We start from the raw sequence: 24,119 nt of genomic DNA, 5'->3' as shown, positions 1-24,119 counted from the left end.
AGGAGAAAACCATGAACGCTCCCACCCGTCGCGATTTCCTCGGTCTCGCCCAGAACGCCGTCGCCGCTGGCGCGGTTGGCGCGATTGCACTTCGCTTCATCGGCACAGCGGAGGCGATGCCGGTCGCGTCCAACCCCGGACCTGCCGATAAGCGGCCCGACTTCGTGACGGAAGCGCAATGGGGTCCCGGTTGGGGGCCTCCGCCGCGCCGGCGTCGGCGCCGATGGGTTTGCTGGTGGCATCGCGGCCGCCGTGTTTGCGGCTGGCGCTGGTTCTAATCGGATCGACCGGTCCGCAAGCATCGACCATCTGCGCCTATGGGCATCGGCCGTGAGGATCGCCTACTCACCTAGGAGCCGCTGGGCCTCATTGCTAGCTTTCCACGCCTCGAAATCGTGGCCAAAGAAATCGAGCTCAATCAAGAGTGATCCACAGTGGCCAGAAGCCGACAGATCGCCCGCAAGTCTAAATGCTGCGATAGCGTTCGATATATGAAAGATCAGGCACTATTCCGAGCCCCGGATCCTGGTCCAATTCAACCGTGCCCTCCCTCACATTGAGGATCGGGCCACAAAACAGATCGCGCAACGGGTTGTCATTGGCATCGACTTCCAGCCAGCCATCGCCACCGATACCGGCGAGAACATGTGCGGACCCAAGCAAGCCGAGGCCGCCGCCGAGATAGTGCGGACAAAAGGTCTTGCCCGCCTTCAGAATGTCGCGAGCCAGTCCAGCGCAGGCGCTGAGCCCGCCCCACTTCGCGATATCGGGTTGGATCACACCGAGCACGTCTTCGGCCAGGGCCTCCTTGAAGCCTTCGACGCTCGAAATGTTTTCGCCGGCGGCAATCGGCATCTTCGCCTCGGCGCGCAGCTTGTGCCAATCCTCGCGCGGCCGATCGGCCCTGATGGGCTCTTCCAACCAGCGCAAATCAAATTCGGCAAGGCGCGGCATCATCTCCAGCGCCTGCGTGACTGACCAGCCTTGATTGGCATCAGTGGCGAGCATGTCGGCACCAACGATCGCGCGCAGTGCAGCCAGATTGGCGAGATCGGTCTCGGCTCCGAACCCGACCTTCAGCTTCAACGCGCGATGGCCGCGCTTGAGCGCGGCTTCGGCTGTTTGCGCGGCGCCGCCGGGATTGATGCCGCTGGCATAGACCTTGATCCTGCGCGACTGCCCGCCGAGAAGCCGCCACAGTGGCAAGCGCTGCCGACGCGCGGAGAGATCCCACAGAGCGAGATCGATGCCCGAAATCGCCTGCGCGAACGGGCCGGGCTCGCCGCATTGAAGCGCAAGCACCTCGGTGCCCTTGGTCAGGACCTCGAATGCCAGCGCGGGACTATCGAACTTGCGCCCTACGAGGCCGGGCGCGAGCACCTCGTTGACGAGCCGTGCGCGATGCTCCGCCCCCGGTGCGGGGAAGTTGGACCAGGCTTCGCCCCACCCCTCGACGCCGTCTTCGTCGACAGCACGAACGAAGACGGCGGGGCGGTTGAGCATTTTTCCGAACGACGTCACCACCGGCGTCGCCAACGGATAGCGATAGCAGAACGCCTCGATCGAGCGGATGGTGAAGCTGTCAGTCGTCATGTTGCAGATCCTGCGAGCGAGATCGGACCACGCTGAACTGCCACCCTCTCAATAGGCGCGCGCGAAGTCACCTTCCTGCTTGATATCAGTGAACACAGGAAAGCGCGCCTTCCACGGCGTGCCTTTGGCCGTGGTCAGTTCGCTGAGCCGTTCGAGCACGTTGAGGCCATCGTTGCGCAGGCTTGCCGACACCGCCGCGCGGTCCGGAAAATTCTTCAGGACGGCATCGAGCCAGATGGTGCGGCCGGCGAGGAAGCCGCCGGCGCCCGCAGCATAGGCGAAGTCGAGGACGCGCTCGAACTTTTCGGGCGCAGCGCCACCCGACAGCAGCACCCAGGGGATGTTGCGCTCGCGGCAGAGATCGCCAATCGAATCGAATTCCTTCTGCGCGGCTTTCGCTTGCGCACTGCCGTCGCGGGCCGGCAGGCTATTGGCCGCCAGCGGGCTCTCCAGCTTGAGGAGATCGACGCAGTATTCCGGCTTGGCAAACTCGCGGACGCTGTCGATGACGAGGCCCGGCAGCTTGCCCGGCGACTCCACGTAATCAGCGGTGTGATTGGCGCTGCCGAGGAACGGATAGACAAGCAGTTCGAGGACATAGGGAATGTCGTGGCGGGCGCAGTCCTCGCCGATCTCGCGGACAAACCGCTTCTGATGTTCGTTCACCGCGGCATCGGCATCCGGCCGGTACCAGGCCAGCACCTTGACGGCATCGCTCCCCATGGCACGGATTTTCTCCACGCTCCAGTTGGTGATTGCGCGTGACTTGCGACCGCCTGCGGTTTCTTCGACGCGATGCTCTTCCAGCGTCATGATCAGGCCGCAGCGCGGCGGCAGCAGATCGATCGCGGCAGGCACCGCGAAATTTGGGTCGAACAGCATCGAGCTGCAATGCGGCGCGAGGTTCTCGACCAGGAGACGCTTGGCCGCCGTCACGTCGGAATATTCGACCTGATCCCGCGCGATGCCTCTTGCTTTCGCGATAGCATCGAAAAGTGGCGGCCGCTGATCCAGCGCGACCATGCGAAAGTGGCCATCCGCGTCTGCGAGCCGTGCCAGGCCGCGGTTCTTTCCAATCGTTCTCATGGCTTCGTCCTCATGAATGCAAGACACTCGTTGATGGTGGGGATTCCGTTGCGGCCGCCGGCGTGGCGGCATTTCATCGCAGCTGTCGCTGCCGAAAACGCCATGGCGGCGCGCACATCGAGGCCGACGCCGATCGCAAGCGCATAGGCGCCGTGGAAGACGTCGCCCGCGCCGGTGGTGTCGACGACATCGACCGCAAACGCGGCCTGCTGGTGCAGTTGGCCATTCTCGTACCAGCTCACGCCCGCATCACCGCGCGTGACGGCGATGACATGGCAGCCGAAGCGCGCGAGCGAGGCAAGAGATTCATCTCTAGCCGAGCCGGCAAAGGATGTGAGCGCGGGTTCGGAGAAGATCGCGTGGTCGGTCAAGGGCAGCAGCCGCTCGAATACGTCGGCATCGGCCACGTCGCCGTCAAGCACCGCGGGAATGCCGCGCGCGCGGGCTTCACGGAACAACGTTGCGGCACCTTCGACCCAGCGCGGATCGGCCAGCACGGAGGATGCGCGGGCGACCGCTTCGAGCGGAAGCCAATCCGCAGCTTCCGGGAACAGGCCACGGAAGTTGACGATCTGCCGCTCACCCGAACGGTCGACGATGATTCCGGAGACGGAGGAGCGGCCGTCGGGAAACAGCCGGAAATTATCGACATCGACGCCTTCGGCAACAAACGCGGAGCGCATCTCCGCGCCCGCGGCATCATTGCCTGCCCGGCCCCAGAACGCGACGGAAGCGCCGAGCTTTGCCACCGCGACCGACGCATTGGCGGCCATGCCTCCGCCAAGGGTGCCGTAGCCGGCGGCCTTGATCTTCTCGCTTCCACCCGCGAACAGACGATCGACGCGCCAGACCTGGTCGAGCGCGGACAATCCCAGGCAGACCACCTGCACAGGCCGGGCCCCGGACGCCACGTCCGCCAGCGCCGACATATCTCCGATGTTCGCCGACGCGCTCACCGCAAGACCTGCCCGTTGGTCGCATCGAACAAATGGGTCTTGCCCGCCTGCGGACGCAGGCCGAGACGATCGCCGACCTTTGGCCGCAGGGACGGATCGACCCGCGCGATCGACGACACGCCGGCGAGATCGAAATGGATCAGCGTATCCGAGCCGAGCGGCTCGACGAGCTTGACGTTGATGGCGATGCCGTCGGCGGCATCGGGAGCAATCGTAAAATGTTCAGGGCGAATACCGACGACAGCGCTGCCGGCCTGCCGCAGGCGGCCCGCGGTCTCGCCATCCAACGGCAGCGTTGCTCCTCCTTGCGAAAGGATCGCACGCTCCTCGCGCCATTCTACGGCGAAGAAATTCATGGCGGGCGAGCCGATGAAGCCGGCCACGAACTGGTTGGCCGGCCGCTCGTAGACCGTCTCCGGCGTGTCATATTGCTGGATCGTGCCGCTCTGGAGTACGACGATCCGGTCCGCCATGGTCATGGCTTCGATCTGGTCATGGGTCACGAAGACCATGGTGGTCTTCAGCTCCTGCGACAGCGCCTTGATCTCCGCCCGCACCTGCCCGCGCAGTTTTGCGTCGAGATTGGACAGCGGTTCGTCGAACAGGAACGCCTTGGGATTGCGCACGATCGCGCGGCCCATGGCGACACGCTGGCGCTGACCGCCGGAGAGCTCCTTCGGCTTGCGGTCGAGATAGGGCTCGATGTGCAAAAGCGCGGCGGCGCGCTTCACCCGCGCATCGATCTCCGCCTTCGGCGTCCCCCGCAACTCCAGCGCAAACGACATATTGTCGTAGACGCGCATGTGCGGATAGAGCGCGTAGTCCTGGAACACCATCGCAATGTCGCGCCGCGCGGCCTGGACGCCGTTGACGCGCTTGTCGCCGATATAAAGGTCTCCCGATGAAATCGGCTCGAGGCCCGCAATGATGCGCAGCAGGGTCGACTTGCCGCAGCCGGACGGGCCGACGAACACTACGAATTCGTGGTCAGCGATCTCCAGATTGAGATCGGGGATCACGGTGAAATTGCCGTAGCGCTTGACGAGGTTACGGATCGATATCGAGGCCATGATCGTTTAATCCAGCGCCAGAACTGGCTTGATCAACTCGCCCTTGGCGAACCGCGCGAAATTCTCGGGCAGAGCCGACAGGCCGAACTCGCCATCGACGAGCACGCGGTACTCGTCCTTGTACTTGCGTAGCAACTCGACATTCGGCTCGAAGTCCGAGACCGGGAAATAGAAGGTCCGGATCATGTAAAAATCCTTGCGGCGGAACACCTTGCCTTCCTCGATAGTCCAGGGCGCGGCGTTCTCGCCGACCAACACCAGCGCGCCCCGCGGCAGCACGAGTTCGATCCCGAGGTTGCGCGCGGCATGCGCGCCGGAGCATTCCATGATGAGGGCAAAGCGTTTTGACGCATCGCCCACCGGATGCGCCTTCGCACCGAACGATTGCGCGATCTTCAGGCGCGCCGCGTTCGGATCGGCGATGTGGATGTCGTCGTAGCCGAGCGCACGGAGCGCCAGTACGACGCCGAGACCGACAGGTCCTGCTCCCATCACGAGAACCGGCCCCGCCTCGCCCGGCGGCACCACGCGGCTGACAAAGCGCACGGCGTGGCCGGACGTGCCGATGGTGTCGAGCAGGAGCGGCGCGAGGCTGTCCTCGACATCGTCGGGCACCGGAAGCAGGCAATTTTCCGGCACCGGCACATATTCGGCATAGCCGCCGGGCCTGTTCCAACCGATCAGGCTGGAGACTTCGAGGCACATCTGGGTATCGCCGCGCTTGCAGGCGGCACAGTGATCGCAATGCAAGGGAATATAGACGGCGCAACGGCGGCCATGCAGGCGGTGACCGGGCTGCTCGACGACGCCGAAAATCTCGTGGCCAGCGGTGAACTCGGCGCCCTTGTGCCAGAGCTTGAAGTCCGAACCGCACAGCGCGGTGCGCGAGACACGCACGAGGAGCTCGCCTGCCCCGACGTCAGGCATCGCCACCCGCTCGATGGTGATGCGGTCGTGGCCGTGGAAGACCGCCGCCTGCATGATCGAATTCGGTCGTGGTGACAAATTCATCAGATACCTAACCTTTCACCGCACCGAGCGTCAGCCCAGACACCAGCCAGCGCTGAACCAGGGCGGCCAGCACCAGCGGCGGCAATGCGATCAACGTCGCCGCGGCCATGAGGGCGCCCCATTGCGTCGAGCCTTCGCCGATGAAGTTGAAGGCCGCCGCGATCAGCGTCTTGGTGTCACCATTCGAGAGCACCAGCGCAAACAGGAAGTAGTTCCACGAGAATACAAAGGCGAGGATCGCGGCGACGGCGACGCCGGATGCCACCAGCGGCAGCGCGATACGCCAAAGGATGCGCGTAACGCTGCATCCATCGACCTGCGCCGCCTCGAAGATGCTGCGCGGGATACCATCGAACGACGGCAGCAGTACCCAGATCACGATCGGCAGCGTGATGACCGCGTGGCTGAGGATCAGCGCCGTGTACGATCCGATCATGCCGACCTGCCTGAACATGACGTACCACGGCAGCAGGAACAGCGTGCCGGGCGCCATGCGCGCCGCGAGCGTCAGGATCGCCGGCCACGTAATCCGCGTCCAGGACACGGCGAAAGCGGCAGGAATTCCGAACAGCAGCCCGAGCGCAGTCGAGCCGATGGTGACGATGAGGCTGTTGAGGGCATAGCTCAGGAACGGCGTGGTCTTCGTCAGCTCGACATAGTTATCCAGCGTCGGCGTAAAGACCAGCGTCGGCGGATAGGCCGTCACCTCGAACGATGGCTTGAACGAGGACAGCACCATCCAGACCGTGGGCGCCATGATGATGATTCCGGCCAGCACGAGCTGCACCAGATTGAGCCAGCGGATCCAGCGATCGGTGTTGACTGCGTCCGTCATGGTGTCACCATGCCACCGCGCCGCGAAGGCGGTTGAAGGCGAGCACGGCGCCGAACACGATCGCTGTCAGCGTCAGCATCAGCGCGCTGGCATAGCCGATGTTGAAGAATTCGAAGCCGACCCGGAAGCCATAGATGTTGAGCGTGTTCGAGGCGTTGCCCGGGCCGCCCTGGGTGGTGATGTAGATGATGTCGAAGAAGCGCAGGAGATCGACGCTGCGCAGGATCGCCGCGGTGACGATCGTCGGCAGCAGCAGCGGCAGCGTGATGCGCTGGAACGTCTTGAATGGAGTTGCGCCGTCGATTTGCGCGGCTTCGTAGACGCTCGGTGGCAAGGATTGCAGGCCACCCAGCACGATCAAAGCGACATAAGGAGTCCACTGCCAGCTGTCGATCAGTGCGATGGTCGGAATGACCAGTGACGGCGATGCCAGCCAGTCGGACGGCGGCAGGCCTAACGACTGGAGGATATAGTTGGCCGCACCCAGCGAAGGATCGAGGATCACCAGCCACATCATGCCGGCCACCACCGGCGGCATCATGAACGGCGAGATGAATAGCGAGCGCACGATTCCGGGCAAGCGCTTGGCGTGGAACAGCACCAGCGCGAGCCAGACCCCGAAGACGAGTTGGAGCATCAGCGACAGCACGAACAGCGCAATGGTGATCCACAGCCCGTGCCAGAATTCGTAGTCGGAGATCAGCTTGGAGTAATTGGCGAGGCCGGCAAAGGATTGCTTGCCGGTCGAGGAGAAAGTCTGGAAGCCGAGCCAGATCGTATAGACGACCGGAAACGCGATCATCGCGACCGTGAAGATCACGGCCGGCGCCGAGAGGGCCGACATTTCCAGTCGCTGTCGGTCCCGCGTTATTGTCGCAGCCGCATCAGACATGCGTCCGTGTCCTTGATCGGTTGAGATTCCGGTCGGCACGAAGCCGACCGGCATCGGGCCGTTACTTCTGTGCGATCAGCGCGTCGAGCGCCTTGTCGGCGTCAGCACAAGCCTGGTCGATCGGCTTCTGCTTCAGGATGAGATCCTGCACGGCTTGGCCGATGAACTCGCGCGACTCGGGGTTGGCGACCATGGGATAGCCGACCTCGGAGGAGCCCTTGGTGGCGAGCACGTCGAGCGCGGCCTGCCATTCCTTGCGCACCGGTTCTTCGTCGATCCACTTGCGATATTCAGGATCCTTGGCGACGGACGGGCGCGGCGGAGCGATGCCCTGGAGCGCCATCTTCTTCTGCACCTCGGGGCTGGTCGCCCATTGCACGAAATACCAGGCTGCGTCCGGCTGCCTGCTGTGCGAGGACACTGCCATGCCCCAGCCGATCGTGGTTGGCACCTGCCCGGCCTCGCCCGCCGGGAACGGCAAGAGTCCCGTATCCTTGAGGCGCGCGCCGCCTTCCATCACCGTGCGCAACTCATTCGACGATTCAAACGCCATCGCAGCGCGGCCGCTGCGGTAGAGCGCGGAAATCTGCTGGAAGCTGTAGTTGACGACGCCGGGCGGTCCAAAGTCACGCAGCAGCCGGCTATAGGTGTCGAGTGCCTCCTTGCCCTTGGCCGAGCAGAGGTTCGACTTGCCGGCCGCGATGTAGCTGCCGCCGACATTGTGCAGCACATTGCTGAAAGTGTAAGCGATCGCAGGCTTGAGGCCGCGCGAGACGAACGGCGTGACCGCGCTGTCGCAGGTCTTGATCTTCTCGGCCGCGGCCTCGACGTCCTTGATGGTTTTCGGCGCCTCGATGCCGCATTTCTTGAAGATGTCGGTGCGGTAATAGAAGATAGGACCTTCGATGTTCATGGGCATGCTGGTCAGCTTGCCGCCGAATGTCGCAGCCTTCAGGAGGGCCTGGCTCAGCCCGGCCGGGTCGTATTCCGTGGCGACATCGTTCTTGGCCATCGCGGTGAGGTCCCCGTACCAACCGGCGGCGGCGAACTGTTCGCCTTCACGCGAGGGCAGCGTCATGAACACGTCGACCTCGTCGCTGCTCGCATTCATGACCGTGACCAGACGCTGGCGCATCTGCTGTTCCTGATAGCCGTCGACCTTTAGCGTCATGCCGGTCAGCTTTTCGAAATCGGCCTTGTAGGTCAGCAGCGCCTGCGAGACCGGATTGTTGTTGGCAAGAAAGGTGACCGTCTTGCCCTTGAATTTCATCCAGTCGAAATCGGCCGCGCGCGCCTGCGCACCGGCGGCGGCAATAGCGAGAACCGGCAACGCGACGTGCGTCACGAGCATCCTGGCCTTCATCGAACTCTCCTCCCGGTTGGCCCGCCTTAAGCTGGCGGACCTTTTTGAACGCGATCTGTTTGAACATTAGCTGAAAACGGTTACATCCTAAGCATCACATCGGCCCTGTCAAGCGATGGACAAACCGCACAATCTAGGGCAGATTTACAACATCGCCGCTACCCAACGGCCGCCTGAAGTCAATGTAACGTTACATTTATGAGACTGACGAACGCCAAATCTGTGAAGCAGGGCATCCGCGCCGTTGCGGCCCGCGCCGGCGTCTCGACCGCGTCGGTCTCGCGCGTTCTCAACAACCCCGACGCGGTAAGTCCCTCTTTACGCGCGCGCATCACGCAGGCCATCGAGGCACTCGGCTACATCCCGCATGCACCGGCGCGCATCCTGTCGTCGCGGCGCTCGCGCACACTGGGCGCGATCGTGCCGACGATCGACAATACGATGTTCGCACGCGGTATCGCCTCGCTTCAGCAGTATCTCTCCTCGGTTGGATACATGCTGTTTCTCACCACCAGCGGCTATGATCTCGATGTCGAATTACAGCAGGCGCGCAACCTGATCAGCCGCGGTGTCGATGGCCTCGTGCTTCGCGGCGACTGCCATCATGACGGGTTGCGCAAGCTGCTCGCGGACAATGCAGTGCCCTTCATCAATGTCGGCATCTATCAGCCGGACCGGCCCTACCCCTGTGTCGGAACCGACAACGAAGCTGCCGCGCACCGCGCAGCCACGCATGTCATCGAACTCGGCCATCGCCGCATCGGAATCGTCTCGGCCCTCCAGCGCAACAACGACCGCGCCAGCGCCCGCGTTGCCGGCTTTCACCGCGCGCTCACGGAAAACGGCCTCGAACGCCCCCCGCAATGGCACGTCGAGGTGCCCTATACGCTGGACGACGCGCGCGAGGCGGCGCGCTATCTCCTCAATCTGAGTGATCGTCCAACGGCCGTGGTGTGCGGCAACGACGTTATCGCCTACGGCGTCCTGCTCGAGGCTGAACGCAGCGGTTTTTCGGTGCCGCGCGATCTATCAGTCGTCGGCTTCGACGACCTCGACTGGAGCCGCCATTTGCGACCTAGCTTGACCACGATCCATGTTCCGACCGGAGAAACCTGGCAGCGCGCAGGCGAATATCTGGTGCGCAGCCTCGCTGGCGAGCAAACCATCATGCATCGAGAGATCGATTTTTCGCTGGTAGTCCGCGAATCGACAGCTTCGCCTCCCAAATCCTGAAGTGAGATCCTTGCGATGAACTCAAGCTTTTCTCTTGCCCCCGGCTTTCATGCCGTGGTGATCGGCGGGGCCGGCGACATCGGCGCCGCAATCAGCAACCAGTTTTGCGACCTCGGCGCAACGGTGACTGCAACAGGTGCCAACGAGACCGATCTTGCGCGCACCCTGCTGAAATCGCGTACCGGGCTCACGCTCGCATCGCTCGACGTCACGAACGACGACGCTGTCACCTCTTTCTCCCGACAGCACGAGCGCGTCGACGCGCTGATCAACTGCGCCGGGATTCTCGCGCGCGACAAGGAATTCGAAATCGAGACCTTCATGAAGGTGCTCGACGTCAATCTCACCGGCACGTTCCGAACCTGCATGGCGTTCCGTCCGCTGCTCGCCGAGAGAGGAGGGTCGATCGTCAACATCGCCTCGATGAATGCCACGCTGGCGCTGCCGCGGATTCCCGCCTACTGCGCCAGCAAAGGCGGCGTCGTGATGCTGACCAAGGCGCTCGCCTTGAAATGGGCCGAGGAAGGTATCCGCGTCAATGCCGTGGCGCCCGGCTATATCGAAACGGCGATCAACGCGGCCGGCCGCACCGATCTCGCACATTATCGGCGCATCGCCGACCGCACCGCGTTCAAGCGCTGGGGGCAACCGGAAGACATTGCAGGCGCCGTTGCCTTCCTCTGCATGCCGGCCTCGCAATACGCGACCGGAACGGTTGTTGCCGTAGACGGCGGTTTCTTGGCGGGATGATTGACCCGACGCTCCCGGCCAAAAGGGCTTCGCATTAGCCAGAACTGACGCGTCCGAGCCTGCAACAAGCACGCTGCTCGTTCATCTCTTTGCCGAAGACATGCGCGAGAGTGCACCGCAGAACGATTTGCGACGCAACATTCAAAATGAGACTGGCCGTTAAGCCGCGCCCGGCTCCGACACGTGCGCTGCATCCGAGTTCGGTTAGCTTCCATTTCAAGAACCGCCAGCCTCGCCAAAACGCCGCACCGCGCGGCGGGACGTGCGAGGATGCGGTAAAAAACCGCGACAAGAACGCCCAGGGAGGGGAGCAATGTTGAAAAGCAGTCTAGGACTGATCGCGTTGAGCAGCCTGTTACTTTCGGGCACCGCCTTCGCACAGGAGAAGATCAAGGTCGGCGTCACCGCGACGCTCGAAGGCACCTACACCGTGCTCGGCGAGGACGGTATCCGCGGCTTCCAGACGGCCCTCAACGTGCTCGGCAAGAAGGTCGGCGACAAGGAACTCGAATTTGTCATCGCCTCGACCGACGCGACGCCCGACTCCGCAGTCCGGGCCGTACGAAAACTGATCGAGCAGGACAAGGTGCAGATTCTGCTGTCGCCGCTGTCCGGAGACGAAGGCATCGCGGTCAAGAATTTTGCAAAGACCCATCCCGAGCTGACCTTCATCAACGCCGCCTCCGGTGCCCAGGAAACGACCTATGTCGATCCGGCTCCGAATTTCTTCCGCTACAACATGGACGGCGCGCAATGGCAGGTCGGCCTCGGAAAATACGCCTTTGAGGAAAAGAAGTATCGCAAGATCGCCACCGTCGGCGAAGACTACTCCTTCATCTACACCCAGGTATTCGGCCTCGTACTCGAATTCTGCGGTGCCGGCGGACAGGTCACCAACCGGCAATGGGTGCCGCTCGGCACCAAGGACTTTGCCTCGGTCATCGCCGCGCTGCCCGACGACGTCGATGCAATCTATCTCGGCCTCGGCGGCGCCGACGCCGTCAACTTCCTCAATCAGTACCAACAGGCCGGCGGCAAGGCGCATCTGATGGGCGGCTCGATCATGATCGACCAGACCATCCTGTCGTCCAAGGGCAACGCCAAGAACGCGCTGGTCGGCACGCTGGCCGCGAGCGGCCAGGCCGACACCTGGGAAAACCCCGGTTGGCAGAAGTTCGTGAAGGACTATCAGGACGCCTTCCCGCCCAACAAGCGCTTCCCGAGCCCCTCGCTGCTCGCCACCAACTATTACGGCTCGACCATGGCGCTGATCCTGGCGCTGCGTCAGGTCAACGGTGATCTCTCCAACAACCAGGCCAAGTACAAGGAAGCACTCGCCAAGATCGAACTCGACGCCCCCAACGGCAAGATCAAGCTGGACTCCAACCGCCAGGCGATCGGCACCAATTTCGTCACCGAGGTCGTCGACGACGGAAAGGGCGCGCTGTTTTCAAAGGTCGTGAAGGTGATTCCGAACGTCAACCAGACGCTCGGCTACGATCCCGCGGTGTTCGCCAAGATCGGTTTGCCAAGCCGTACAGTACCGGAATGTAAGAAGTACTGACGTAGTCTCGTTCGCGAGCGATGGCGGACTTGGGAGAGATTTGCAAGGCGCGGACTTCGTGCGCCCTTGCATTCTCTCCCTGGTTGTTGAACGCTACCAAAAAACGACAAGAGTTTTTGGGAGGGAAGGCATGAGCCGGGCGCTCGCCGTCTTCCACGGCCGCTTTGGCCGGGCGACGGTCTATCAGTTGAACCGCCCTTTCAACATCCACGCACATCGCGAAGGTCATCTGATCTTCCATGTCGGGGGACGTCCCGCTTGCATCGACGTCAGCGAGGGACATTACGAACTCACCGAAGGTTCTGTCGTCGCGGTCAATCCATGGGAGCCGCATAATTTCCTCCCATCCGATCTGGAAGGCGGCGCCGTTTTCTTCGTACTCTATGTCAATGCGGAGTGGTTCGCGCCCGATGCGCCCGGCGCCGACCGCCTGCGCTTCGGCCGTACCCAGTTCACGCGGTCGGTTGCGCTGGACAAGCATATCAGGCACGCAGCCGCCCTCGTGTGCGGCGCACCCTCGCTCAACAGCCTCGATGGCGAGCTGAGAGGTCTGATCGATATCTGTTACGACGAAAGCTGGCAGCAGGCCGCGACCGCGCGTGATCCGCGCGCAAACGGCTCCGTCACAGATTTTCGCGTGCGCAAGTGCATCAAGATGATGTCGGAGAGTCCCGGCGCCGAGATCGAGCTCGACACTATCGCGCGCGAATCCGGCCTGTCGCGGCCGCATTTCTATCGGCTATTCCGCACCCAGACCGGCGTCACCCCACACCTCTATCTCAACACGCTGATGATGGAGCAGGCGCTGGAGGCGCTGGTGGCGAGCGAAGCGCCGATCGCCGATATCGGCTTCGACCTCGGCTTCTCATCGCAGAGCGGATTCACCCGCTTCTTCGCCGCCAATGTCGGCATGGCGCCGACCGATTATCGCCGCGCGGCCAAGGTTTTGCGCACCTGACGGCACGCGAAAAGATACTCACGATCAAGTGCCTCCCTTATGGCCGCATTAGGATGCGCCAAACGCGGTCCCGAAAAGAGGATCGCACTCGATAGGGAGCGCACGTTCATGGCAGGGCTTGCGGCCGGCAACGGTCTGCGTGCCCCTTCGCCCCGCTTGCGGGGTGAGAGTTGGGGTGACGTGAAGACGGAGCGGCGATCATGACCCGCTTTGTCGAACGCCATCCCGCCTGGGCACTGATTGTCATCATCGCGATCGCGGTGGCGCTTTGGCTGATTTTCGCGGTGTGGCCGCAGGGCCTTGAAGAGGCGATCGGCCGCAAGCGCGTCTTCCTCAACGCCGTCTTCAACGGCATCACGCTCGGCGGGCTCTACTTCCTGGTCGCCAGCGGTTTTACGCTGATTTTCGGCCTGATGCGCAACGTCAACCTCGCGCACGGCTCGCTCTATTTGTTCGGCGGCTATGTCGGCTACGCCATCAGCGCCTCGACCGGCTCATGGGTTCTCAGCTTCATCGTCGCCTTCATCCTGACGGCACTGGTCGGCGTCCTGCTTCAGGTCCTCGTCTTCCGCCGCATGGAGGGCCAGGACCTGCGCCAGACCATGGTGACGATCGGCCTTTCGATCGTGTTCGCCGATTTGATGCTGTGGGCCTGCGGCGGCGATTTCTATCAGATTCAGACCCCGAACTGGCTGATCGGACCTGTGGAGCTGCCGCTGGTCACCGCGATCAAATCATCAGGCGAGCCGGTCTATCTGCGCTATCCCTTGGTCCGGCTCGTGATCTTCGCCGCCTCCGTCGTGATCGGCGTGGCGATGTGGCTGGCGCTCAACCGCACGCGCATCGGCATGATCATCCGCGCCGGCGTTGACGATCGCGACATCCTGGCTGCGACCGGAGTGCGGATCCAGCTCGTCTTCGTGGTGGTGTTCGCGCTCGGCGCCGGGCTCGCCGGCATCGCCGGCGTCGTCGGCGGGACTTTCCAGTCGCTCTCGCCCGGCGAGGATATCCGCTTCCTGCTCGCCTCCCTCGTTGTCGTGATCGTCGGTGGCATGGGCTCGATCCCGGGAGCCGCGCTGGGCGCGCTTATCATCGGCCTCGCCGAGCAGCTCGGCTCGGTCTACATCCCGACCTACGCTATCGTCGTGACCTTCCTGATCATGGTGCTGGTGCTGGCAATTCGGCCGCAGGGCCTGTTGGCGAGGCGCTGACATGTCCCTCGCTCACGACGCCCACGTCACGGTTCGTCCCACGGCTGCGGTTCAGGGCTCCAAATTGCGCGGATGGCCGGAGATCGACAATCCAGCGGCCTGGACCGTCGCGGCCATTCTCCTGATCATGCCGCTGATCGCCAACGGCTTCTTCCTGATCGAGATCTTCGCGACCGCGCTGATTCTCGGAATCATGGCGCTGAGTCTGATGTTTCTTGCCGGCTATGGCGGCATGGTCAGCCTGATGCAGCTCACCATCGCTGGTTTCTCGGCCTATATGGTCGCGGTGTTCGGCGTCAGCGGCAACGCCAATATCAGCCTGGGCTGGCCGTGGTGGCTCGCGGTTCCGATGGCACTCGCGCTGGCGACCATGTTCGGCACGCTTGGCGGCGCGCTGGCCGTGCGCACTGAAGGTATCTACACCATCATGATCACGCTCGCGATCGGCGCGGCGTTCTATTATTTCACCAACCAGAACTGGGCGATCTTCAACGGTCATACCGGCATCAACACCGTTGCCACGCCGCATTTCTGGGGCGTCAACTGGCGCGCCGACATTCCCTACTACTATATCGTGCTCGCGGTTGCCGCACTCTGCTACTTCGCCGTCGACTACATCCCTCGCGCCCCGTTCGGCCTGGCGCTGCAAGGTGTGCGCGACAATCCCCGCCGCATGGCGGCACTCGGCTTCCACGTCAATGCGCACCGCGTCGCGGCTTACGCCTTCGCGTCCTTTGTCGCGGCGCTGGCCGGGGTGCTCCAAGTCTGGAATTATGGACAGATCTCGCCGGGATCCGTGAGCGTTGCAGCCTGCATCGATATCCTCATCATCGCAGTGGTCGGCGGCATCACGCGGCCCATCGGTCCCTTTATCGGCGCGCTGATCTTCGTGCTGCTGCGCACCTTCGCCCTCGACTTCCTGGTCAAGCTGGGGCTCGACGGCAACCGCTTCCGGCTCCTGATCGGCCTTGGCTTCCTCGCCATCGTGTTCTGGTCCTCGGACGGCGTCATCGGGCTCTGGCAGAGCTGGCGGCAGCGCCAACGTTCCGGCGCGGTCAGTTCAAGCGGCCGACGTGGCCGAGTATCTGGCCAAGGATCTGGCCAAGGATCTGGCCAAGGATCCAGCCATGGATAGCGTCGCGCAACGCCTCTCTGCCGTCGGTGCCGGCGCAGCGCTGGAGCTTCGCGGCGTGACGCGCATGTTCGGCGCGCTCGCGGCGCTCACCGACGTCACCATTACCGTCCGCCCCGGCGAACGGCGCGCCGTGCTCGGCTCCAACGGCGCCGGCAAGACCACGCTGTTCAACTGCATCACCGGCGACTTCCCGCCTTCTTCCGGCACCATCCGCTTCTTCGGCGAGGACGTCACGCAGTTCCCGCCCTATGAGCGAATCCGCCGCGGCCTGCGCCGGACTTACCAGATCTCCGCGCTGTTCCCCGGCCTCACAGTCCAGGACAATGTCTATCTCGCTTGCCGTGGCGTCTCACGGGGGCGCTTCTCGTTTCTCCGCCCCGGCCAGAACGACGCGCTGATGCACGCGGCCGAAAATCTCGTGCAGGCCGTCCATCTCACGGGCGTGAAGGATCAGCACGTTGCCGAGCTCGCACATGGCCAGCAGCGCCAGCTCGAGATCGCACTGGCGCTTGCCGGCGCGCCTCGCTTCGTCCTGTTCGATGAACCGGCCGCAGGACTGTCGCCGACCGAGCGTGCCGAGCTGATCGAGATATTGACCTCACTGCCGGCGCATATCGGCTACATCATCATCGAGCACGACATGGACGTGGCCCTGCGCGTCGTCGAGAGCGTCACGATGATGCACAACGGGCGTATCTTCAAGGAAGGCCGTCCGCAGGAGATCGAGTCCGATCCCGAGGTGCAGGAGCTTTACCTCGGAGGCGGCCATGAGTGAGGCCCGCCGATCCGCAGCCGCGCTCGAAGTCCGCGGCCTGGACGTCTACTACGGCCATTCGCATGCGCTGCAGGGCGTGGACCTGACGCTCGAGGCCGGCGTGTTCTCGGTCGTCGGCCGCAACGGCATGGGCAAGACCACTCTGTGCAAGGCCATCATGGGGCTGGCGCCGGTCAGCGGCGGCTCGATCCGCGTCCGCGGCGATGACATTACCCGGCGGCCGCCCGCCCACATAGCCCGACTCGGCGTCGGCTACGTCCCGCAAGGACGGCGCCTGTGGCGTTCGCTCAGCGTCGACGAGCATCTGCAGCTTGCTGCAGGCTTGCGCCGCGGCGCCTGGACGGTCGAGCGCATCTACGAGACGTTTCCGCGATTGGCCGAGCGCAAGAATCACGGCGGCGGCCAACTCTCCGGCGGCGAGCAACAGATGCTCGCGATCTCGCGCGCATTGCTCACCAACCCGCGGCTCCTGATCATGGACGAACCCACCGAGGGGCTTGCGCCTGTTATCGTCGCCCAGGTCGAGGAGATGCTGCTACAGCTTGGCGAGGACGGCGACATGTCCGTCCTTGTGATCGAGCAGAATATTGGCGTGGCGACCGCCGTGTCGCGCAACGTCGCCATCATGGTCAACGGTCGCGTCAACCGCATCATCGATTCGGCGCGGCTGGCCGCCGACCGCGAACTGCAGCAGCGCCTGCTCGGCGTCGGATTGCACGCCGAGCTCGAGCTCGACCTCGACGCGCCGGCAGCGGGTACGGAGGCGAAGCCCGCCCCGCGGCAAGCGCGCCCAGGCGGCGCGATCCGCATCTACATGTCGAACCCGACGCCGCCGACGCGCTGGTCGCAGCCGGTGCCGATCGCTCGCATCGAGGCGGCCGCCCGTACGTTCTCGACACAGGCGATGCGTCTCGACGAGACGGCACGGCGCAGGCGCGAACCGGTCGCGGCGCAAACGCAGGGCCACCCGGTCGTGCTCGTCGTCGGTACGCTCGACACCAAGGGCACGGAGCTCCGCTTCATCCGCGACATCATCACGGGGGCCGGCCTGCGCACGCGATTGGTCGATGTCTCCACCAGCGGCAGGCACGCGGCCAGCGACGTCTCCGCCCAGGAGATCGCCTTGAACCATGGTCGGGGCGGATCGGCGGTGTTCGGACCCGACCGCGGCGCCGCCGTCACCGCGATGGCCGAGGCGTTCGCCAGCTGGCTGCGGCGCCAGAGCAATGTTGCCGGCGTGATTTCGGCGGGCGGCTCGGGCGCGGCCTCACTGGTCGCACCGGGTATGCGGACCCTTCCTGTCGGGGTGCCGAAGCTGATCATCTCGTCCGTCGCCTCCGGCGACGTCGGGCCCTATGTCGGTCCCGCGGACATCACCATGATGCATTCGGTCGCCGACGTGCAGGGCCTCAACTCGATTTCACGCGCCGTGCTCGCCAATGGCGCCAACGCGCTGGCCGGCATGGTCAAGGCGCGCCTCGAACAGCATGCACGCAAGGATCGCGGCGACAGCGGATTGCCGTCGGTCGGCATCACCATGTTCGGGGTCACGACGCCGGCGGTACAGAAGATCGCGGCCGGCCTGGGCGAGGATTTCGAGTGCATCGTCTTCCACGCCACCGGCGTTGGCGGCCGCTCAATGGAGAAGCTCGTCGATTCCGGACAGCTCGCAGGCGTCATCGACCTCACGACCACGGAGGTCGGCGATCTCCTGATGGGCGGCGTGTTTCCGGCAACCGACGACCGCTTTGGCGCCATCATCCGCGGCCGGGTGCCTTACATCGGCTCGGTGGGCGCATTGGACATGGTGAATTTCGGTGCCCCCGAGACCATCCCGGAGCGCTACCGCGGCAGGAAATTCCACGCCCACAACCCGCAGGTCACCCTGATGCGGACCACGGCGGAGGAGAACGAGCGCATGGGGCAATGGGTCGCCGATCGGCTCAACCGGATGGACGGCCCGGTGCGCTTCTTCCTGCCCGAGGGCGGCGTCTCCGCGCTCGACGCGCGAGGACAGCCATTCTGGGATCCGGACGCCGATGCGGCGCTGTTCCGCGCGCTGGAACGGAACGTGCGGCAGACCGCCAACCGTCAGCTCATCCGCGTCTCCAAGAACATCAACGATCCCGAGTTCGCCTCCACCATTGTCGGCGCGTTCCGAACATTGTTCGGCCGCACCGGGGCGCGCCGGAGACTAGCGAGGTGACCGATGGCCCGGTTTGAACGCGCAGCACTGTTGAAACGATTCCGCGACATGGCCAGGCGCGGCGAGCCCATCGTCGGCGGCGGCGCAGGCACCGGCCTGTCGGCCAAATGCGAGGAGGCCGGCGGTGTCGACCTCATCGTCATCTACAATTCCGGTCGCTACCGCATGGCCGGCCGCGGCTCGCTCGCGGGACTGATGGCTTACGGCGACGCCAACGCCATCGTGCTGGAAATGGCCGGCGAAGTGCTGCCCGTCGTGACCAGGACGCCAGTGCTCGCAGGCGTCAACGGAACCGATCCGTTCCGCGACATGGATCTTTTCCTGGATCAGTTGAAGGCGCTCGGCTTCGCCGGCGTGCAGAACTTTCCGACCGTCGGCCTCATCGACGGTGTGTTCCGCGCCAACCTCGAAGAGACCGGCATGTCCTATGCGCTGGAGATCGACATGATCGCAAAGGCGCGCGAGAAGGACCTGCTGACGACGCCCTACGTCTTCAGCGAGAAGGAAGCCGCCGCGATGGCGATCGCGGGCGCGGATATCATCGTCTGTCATCTAGGCCTGACGACCGGGGGCACCATCGGCGCGCAGACCGCGCTCAAGCTGAAGGATTGCCCAGCGCACATCGACACCTGGGCCTCCGCCGCGCTCAGCGTCAATCCAGACATTCTGGTGCTCGCTCATGGCGGACCGATTGCCGATCCGGACGATGCCGATTTCATCATGAGGAATACGCGCCACTGCCACGGCTTCTACGGCGCCTCCTCGATGGAGCGGCTGCCGGTCGAGCGGGCGCTGACGGATCAGGTGCGCAAATTCAAGGCGATCGGCGCGCGATAACGCCGGAAGGACGAGGGAGAGAAACATGTCAGGGACTTTAGTCGGTGAATTGATCCTCTGGCTGATCGTCGCCGTCGTGGTGATCGTGGTCGGCGTCTACATCGTGAACTGGCTCTATCACCGCTCGTCCAAGGAGACCTCATTCGTCCGGACCGGCCTGCTCGGTGAGCGCGTCGTGATCAACGGCGGCGCGTTCGTGCTGCCTTTCATCCACGACTACACGCCGGTCAACATGAACGTGCAGCCGATGGGCATCGTGCGCTCCCGGCAGGACGCCGTGATCACCCGTGACCGTATGCGCGTCGACATCGAGGCCGATTTCTATGTTCGCGTCCAGGCGACCCGCGAAGCCGTGTCCATCGCGGCCGCCACGCTCGGCCGCCGAACCATGGAGCCCGAACAGCTCCACGCCCTCCTTGCCGGAAAATTCATCTCAGCTATTCGTTCCGTCGCCTCGGAGATGACTCTTGAGCAGATGCACGAGCAGCGCGGTGAGTACGTCGCCCGCCTCAAGGCGAACGCGGCAGAGGCCCTCGCCCAGAACGGACTCGAGCTGGAATCGGTCGCGATCACCGATCTCGACCAGACCGATCTCGAATTCTTCAACCCCTCGAACCGCTTCGACGCCGAAGGTCTGACACGGCTGATGGAGGACATCGAGGCGAAGCGCAAGCTGCGCAACGATATCGAGCAGGATTCGATGATCAAGATCCGCTCCCGCAATTTGGAGGCAGAGCGGCAGGCCCTTGAGATCGAGCGCGAAAGCGAAACGGCGCGCCTCGAGCAGGAGCGCGACATCGAGATGCGCCGCGCCCTGCAACGCACCGAGGTCGCGCGTGAGCGGGCCCTGCGCGAGACCGAAGCCGAGCAGGCGCAGATTTCCGCCCGCGAGACTATCGAGAAGGCGCGCATCGCCAACGACCAGGCGATCGCCGAAGCCCGCATCGCCTCGGAGCGTGAGACCCGTCAGCGGGAGATCGAGCGCACCCGGACCATCGAAGAGAAGGAGCTGCTCGCACGGGAGGAGATCGAGAAGACCCGGATCGCCAACCAGCGCTCGATCGATACCAGCCGCATCGCCTCCGAGCGCGAGGTGCGCCAGCGCGAAATCGAGCGGATGCGGACCATCGAGGAAGCCGAGATTGCCGCCCGCGAGGCGATCGAGAAAGCGCGCATCCAGCAGGACCGCGTGGTGACCGACGCCCGCATCGCCAACGAAGAGGAGACCCGGCGCCGCGAGATCGAGCGGACCCGCGCCGTGGACGAAGCCGAGATCGCGGCCCGCGAGGCGACCGAAAAGGCCCGCATCGCCCAGACCATGATCGTCAATGTCGAGCGTATCGCATCTGATGAGCGCACCCGCGCGTTGGAGATCCAGCAGGTGCGTATCACCCAGGAAGCCGAGATTGAGGCGCAACGCGCCGTCGAGAGCGCGCGCATCACCCGTGAGCACAGGCTCGCCGCCGAGCGCATCGCGGCCGAGCAGAATACCCGTCAGTTGGAGATCGAACGCAACCAGACGCTGGAAGTCGCAGGGGTCGCAGCGCGCGAAGCGACGGAAGCTGCCCGTATCACCCAGGAAGAACGTGTTCGTTCCCTGGAAATCGCCCGCAACCGCGTCGTCGAGGAAGCCGACATTGCCTCCCGCGAAGCCATCGAGGCCGCCCGGATTGCGCAGGAGAAGTCCGTTGCAGCCGAGCGTATTCAGGCCGAGCGTGACACGCGCACGCTCGAGATCGAGCGCACCGCCGTGCTCGAGGCCGCCGAGTTGAAGCGTCGCGACGCCATCGAGCGACAGCGCATCGGCGTCGATCTCGCGCTCGAAGCCGAGCGGATCACTTCCTCCAGGAAACGCGAGGTGCTCAATATCGAGCATAAGAAGGCGATCGAGATCGCGGATGAGGACCGCGTCATTGCGCTCTCGACCAAGAAGTCCGAGCGCATCGACGCCGACCGCCAAGTTAAGCAGGCCGAGATCGTCGCACGCAAGGAGCTCGAGACCACGGACGTCTCGCGCGAGCAAGCGCTGGAGGCGGCGCGGATCGAACGCCGCCGTTCGATCGAACAACTCGAGGTCGCCCGCGTCCAGTCGCTCCAGGAGTCCGAGATTGCCGCGCGCGAAGAGGTCGAGCGCGCCCGCATCGCATCCGATCGCGGCCTGGACGAGGCCCGCATCGGCCGCGAGCGCGAGCTGCGCAAACTCGAAATCAATCGCGAGAAGGAGGTCGAGACCGTTTTGATGGAGAAGGCGATTGCGATCCACCTGAAGTCGTTGGAGGAATCCGCGGCCAAAACCTCGGCCGAGGAGGCGCGTGTGCATGCGACCGAAGCCACCGAGCGCGTCATCACCGCGCGCGAGAGCGAGATCGCGAAGCGCCGGAAGACCGTGGAGATCCTGATCGCCGAGAAGCAGGCTGAGGAAACGCGAATTGCCGCGGAAGCCGAGCGCATCCGCGCCGCGGTCGAGGCCGAGGCGCAGCGTATGCTCAACGAGGCCGAAAATGTACTGACCGACCAGGCACGCTACTCGCTGTTCCGCAGAAAGCTGCTCGACCGCATCGAGGGCATCGTCCGCGAGAGCGTCAAGCCGATGGAGAAGATCGAGGGCATCCGCATCCTTCAGGTCGATGGCCTCAACGGCAATGGCCATGGCGGCAATGGCGGCCGCAGCGCCACCGACGAGGTGATCGACTCGGCGCTGCGTTACCGCGTCCAGGCGCCGCTGATCGACTCGCTTCTGGCGGACATCGGCGTCGAAGGCGGCAGTCTCGCCAAGATGCCGGGCCTGATCCGGGAAGCGCGCGACATGCAGGGCATCAAGGAGTCCGCGCGTAAAGGCGGCGGCGAGAAGCCGGCTGCTGCGCCCTCGCCTTCGGCCGACGGCGAGCCGCCCGCCGAGCGCAGCCCCCGGAAGAAGGGCTGAGGTCGCACCATGGCCCGCGTCTACATCTCAACCGTCGTCAACGCGCGCAACGACCGCGTCTGGGCGCGGGTGCGCGACTTCAACGGTCTGCCGAACTGGCATCCCGCGATTGCGGAAAGCCGCATCGAGGGCGGCGAGCCCTCCGACAAGATCGGCTGCGTCAGGGATTTTCGCCTGCGTAACGGCGATCGTATCCGGGAAAAGCTGCTCGGCCTGTCCGATTACGACATGTTCTGCACCTACTCGATCCTCGAATCCCCGATGGGGGTCGAGAACTACGTCGCGACGCTACGGCTGACGCCGGTCACGGATGGCGACCAGACCTTCATGGAATGGACCGCAGAGTTCGACTGCGCACCCGAACGGGAGGCGGAACTCGTCGGAAATATCGGCGGCGGCGTGTTCCAGGGCGGCTTCGACGCCCTCAAGCGCCAGTTCGGAGGGTGAGCGCCGTGCCGCATGTCGTCAAGAGCACGATCCTGGATGCGCCGACCGGTTCCGTGTGGGCCGTGCTGCGCGATTTCAACGGGCACGATCGCTGGCATCCGGCGATCGCAGCCTCCACGATCGAGCGTGCGCAGGCCTCGGACAAGATCGGCTGTGTCAGGCGCTTCAAGCTGCAGGACGGCTCGGAGCTGCGCGAGCAGTTGCTGACGCTGTCGGATCTGGAGCAGACCTTCAGCTATTGCCTGCTCGATACGCCGGTCCCGATGTTCAACTACGTGGCCCATGTCCGCCTGCTGCCCGTGACGGACGGCGACCGCACCTTCTGGCACTGGGAATCCCGCTTCTCGACGCGGCCGGAGGACAAGGACCGCATCACGCACATGGTCGCGGAAGACATCTACCAGGCGGGATTCGAAGCGATGCGCCGGCACCTCAAGGAGGCTGTGTCAACATGACTGTGACGGTGAAGACCTTCACGAGTTCAAGCGAGGCCGCCGCCGCGCTGTCGTCCGATCGCAACGCGCGCTATCTCGGCGGCGGCACGCTCGTGATGCGCGCACTGAACGAAGGCGACATCTCGCTCTCGACCGTCGTGCGCGCCAATGACCAAGCCTTGACGCGCATCGACCCATCCGGCCCGCGGATCACCCTGGGTGCTGGCGTAACTTTCGCCCGGATTCTGGGCGAGCGCGACCTCGCTTTCCTACACGCCCCTGCCCGCTCGATTGGTGGTCCGGCGGTCCGCAACATGGGTACGGTGGGTGGCAATCTGTTCGCGCCCAATCCCTATGGTGATTTCACCGTCGCCCTGCTTGCACTCGATGCCACGGTGGCCCTGCAAGGCGGCTTTGGGTCGCGCGACATTCCGATTGAGGAGTTTTTGCAATCGCGCGAGAGGCAGGCGGGCACGCTCGTCTTGTCGGTATCCTGCACGCGTCCGACAAGCGCAGAAGCTTTTCATTACCGCAAGATCGCACGGATCAAGCCCAAAGGCGGCTCGGTCATCACGCTGGCCGCACATCTGCCGATCAGTGGCGGACGGATCGCCGGGGCGCGCATTGCATTGGGATCGATGGCGCCGACGCAAATACGTGCGCGGGCGGCCGAACGCGCCTTGGAAGGCCGCTCGCTCGACGCCGCGACCGTCGAGGCCGCAGCCGCGGCAGCCGCGGAAGGAACATCGCCGTCTGACAACGCGCTCAGTAGCGCCTGGTACCGCCGCGAGATCGTCGGCGTGCATCTGCGTCGTCTTCTCTTGGGTCAGGAATAGATCG

At 64.2% G+C, this 24,119-nt stretch carries 22 protein-coding genes; 14 read left to right on the top strand and 8 right to left on the bottom strand.

Annotated features, from left to right (window positions below; all coding sequences use genetic code 11):
* Positions 1 to 11 precede the first annotated feature (11 nt).
* Positions 12 to 278 (top strand): twin-arginine translocation signal domain-containing protein, encoded by a 267-nt coding sequence (locus ABIB00_RS22290; protein WP_247444849.1) that lies wholly within the window; start codon positions 12 to 14, stop codon positions 276 to 278.
* 187 nt (positions 279 to 465) lie between these two features.
* Here ABIB00_RS22290 and ABIB00_RS22285 read toward each other — a convergent pair whose 3' ends face one another.
* The 8 genes from ABIB00_RS22285 to ABIB00_RS22250 form a co-directional block, all read right to left on the bottom strand.
* Complete coding sequence (locus tag ABIB00_RS22285; RefSeq protein ID WP_354105868.1) at positions 466 to 1,593, bottom strand: mandelate racemase/muconate lactonizing enzyme family protein; 1,128 nt, start codon at positions 1,591 to 1,593, stop codon at positions 466 to 468.
* Positions 1,594 to 1,641: 48 nt separating this feature from the next.
* Positions 1,642 to 2,679: a tagatose 1,6-diphosphate aldolase gene (locus tag ABIB00_RS22280; protein WP_354105867.1), complete on the bottom strand. Its 1,038-nt coding sequence runs from the start codon at positions 2,677 to 2,679 to the stop codon at positions 1,642 to 1,644.
* Positions 2,676 to 3,635, bottom strand: coding sequence for a sugar kinase (locus ABIB00_RS22275; RefSeq protein WP_354105866.1), 960 nt, complete (start codon positions 3,633 to 3,635; stop codon positions 2,676 to 2,678). Before ABIB00_RS22275 ends, ABIB00_RS22280 begins: the two co-directional genes overlap by 4 nt.
* On the bottom strand, positions 3,632 to 4,705 hold the full coding sequence (locus ABIB00_RS22270) for an ABC transporter ATP-binding protein (RefSeq protein WP_247444853.1): 1,074 nt from the start codon (positions 4,703 to 4,705) through the stop codon (positions 3,632 to 3,634). The genes ABIB00_RS22275 and ABIB00_RS22270 overlap by 4 nt, the downstream gene beginning before the upstream one ends.
* A 6-nt stretch (positions 4,706 to 4,711) precedes the next feature.
* On the bottom strand, positions 4,712 to 5,716 hold the full coding sequence (locus tag ABIB00_RS22265) for a zinc-dependent alcohol dehydrogenase family protein (RefSeq protein ID WP_354105865.1): 1,005 nt from the start codon (positions 5,714 to 5,716) through the stop codon (positions 4,712 to 4,714).
* A 7-nt stretch (positions 5,717 to 5,723) separates the two neighbouring features.
* Entirely contained in the window at positions 5,724 to 6,551 is an 828-nt protein-coding gene (locus ABIB00_RS22260) for a carbohydrate ABC transporter permease (protein WP_354105864.1), read from the bottom strand.
* 4 nt (positions 6,552 to 6,555) lie between these two features.
* Positions 6,556 to 7,395 (bottom strand): carbohydrate ABC transporter permease, encoded by an 840-nt coding sequence (locus tag ABIB00_RS22255; RefSeq protein ID WP_247444856.1) that lies wholly within the window; start codon positions 7,393 to 7,395, stop codon positions 6,556 to 6,558.
* Positions 7,396 to 7,504: 109 nt separating this feature from the next.
* Positions 7,505 to 8,806: an ABC transporter substrate-binding protein gene (locus ABIB00_RS22250; protein WP_354105863.1), complete on the bottom strand. Its 1,302-nt coding sequence runs from the start codon at positions 8,804 to 8,806 to the stop codon at positions 7,505 to 7,507.
* A 198-nt stretch (positions 8,807 to 9,004) separates the two neighbouring features.
* On the opposite strand from ABIB00_RS22250, the gene ABIB00_RS22245 reads away from it, so the two are divergent.
* The 13 genes from ABIB00_RS22245 (at position 9,005) to ABIB00_RS22185 (ending at position 24,115) form a co-directional block, all read left to right on the top strand.
* Positions 9,005 to 10,039 carry a LacI family DNA-binding transcriptional regulator gene (locus ABIB00_RS22245; RefSeq protein ID WP_247444858.1) on the top strand — a complete coding sequence of 345 codons (1,035 nt, stop codon included), beginning with the start codon at positions 9,005 to 9,007 and terminating at the stop codon, positions 10,037 to 10,039.
* A gap of 15 nt (positions 10,040 to 10,054) precedes the next feature.
* A complete protein-coding gene (locus ABIB00_RS22240) occupies positions 10,055 to 10,789 on the top strand; it encodes an SDR family NAD(P)-dependent oxidoreductase (RefSeq protein WP_354105862.1) in 735 nt (244 codons plus the stop codon).
* 313 nt (positions 10,790 to 11,102) lie between these two features.
* A complete protein-coding gene (locus ABIB00_RS22235; protein WP_354105861.1) occupies positions 11,103 to 12,353 on the top strand; it encodes an ABC transporter substrate-binding protein in 1,251 nt (416 codons plus the stop codon).
* 130 nt (positions 12,354 to 12,483) lie between these two features.
* Positions 12,484 to 13,311 (top strand): helix-turn-helix transcriptional regulator, encoded by an 828-nt coding sequence (locus ABIB00_RS22230; RefSeq protein WP_354105860.1) that lies wholly within the window; start codon positions 12,484 to 12,486, stop codon positions 13,309 to 13,311.
* Positions 13,312 to 13,511: 200 nt separating this feature from the next.
* On the top strand, positions 13,512 to 14,522 hold the full coding sequence (locus ABIB00_RS22225) for a branched-chain amino acid ABC transporter permease (protein WP_247444862.1): 1,011 nt from the start codon (positions 13,512 to 13,514) through the stop codon (positions 14,520 to 14,522).
* A 1-nt stretch (position 14,523) separates the two neighbouring features.
* Entirely contained in the window at positions 14,524 to 15,657 is a 1,134-nt protein-coding gene (locus ABIB00_RS22220; protein WP_354105859.1) for a branched-chain amino acid ABC transporter permease, read from the top strand.
* A complete protein-coding gene (locus ABIB00_RS22215; RefSeq protein WP_354105906.1) occupies positions 15,650 to 16,432 on the top strand; it encodes an ABC transporter ATP-binding protein in 783 nt (260 codons plus the stop codon). The genes ABIB00_RS22220 and ABIB00_RS22215 overlap by 8 nt, the downstream gene beginning before the upstream one ends.
* Complete coding sequence (locus ABIB00_RS22210) at positions 16,425 to 18,638, top strand: ABC transporter permease (protein WP_354105858.1); 2,214 nt, start codon at positions 16,425 to 16,427, stop codon at positions 18,636 to 18,638. Before ABIB00_RS22215 ends, ABIB00_RS22210 begins: the two co-directional genes overlap by 8 nt.
* A 3-nt stretch (positions 18,639 to 18,641) precedes the next feature.
* A complete protein-coding gene (locus ABIB00_RS22205; protein ID WP_247340947.1) occupies positions 18,642 to 19,475 on the top strand; it encodes a phosphoenolpyruvate hydrolase family protein in 834 nt (277 codons plus the stop codon).
* 25 nt (positions 19,476 to 19,500) lie between these two features.
* Complete coding sequence (locus tag ABIB00_RS22200) at positions 19,501 to 22,398, top strand: flotillin family protein (RefSeq protein ID WP_354105857.1); 2,898 nt, start codon at positions 19,501 to 19,503, stop codon at positions 22,396 to 22,398.
* A gap of 9 nt (positions 22,399 to 22,407) precedes the next feature.
* Positions 22,408 to 22,845 carry an SRPBCC family protein gene (locus ABIB00_RS22195; protein WP_247340951.1) on the top strand — a complete coding sequence of 146 codons (438 nt, stop codon included), beginning with the start codon at positions 22,408 to 22,410 and terminating at the stop codon, positions 22,843 to 22,845.
* A gap of 5 nt (positions 22,846 to 22,850) precedes the next feature.
* A complete protein-coding gene (locus ABIB00_RS22190) occupies positions 22,851 to 23,300 on the top strand; it encodes an SRPBCC family protein (RefSeq protein WP_354105856.1) in 450 nt (149 codons plus the stop codon).
* A complete protein-coding gene (locus tag ABIB00_RS22185; RefSeq protein WP_247340956.1) occupies positions 23,297 to 24,115 on the top strand; it encodes an FAD binding domain-containing protein in 819 nt (272 codons plus the stop codon). The genes ABIB00_RS22190 and ABIB00_RS22185 overlap by 4 nt, the downstream gene beginning before the upstream one ends.
* Positions 24,116 to 24,119 lie beyond the last annotated feature (4 nt).

This window comes from Bradyrhizobium sp. LB14.3 (assembly GCF_040547985.1).
Lineage (GTDB): Bacteria > Pseudomonadota > Alphaproteobacteria > Rhizobiales > Xanthobacteraceae > Bradyrhizobium.
Note: the sequence above shows the minus strand (reverse complement) of the source record. Positions and strands in the feature narration are given on the sequence as shown.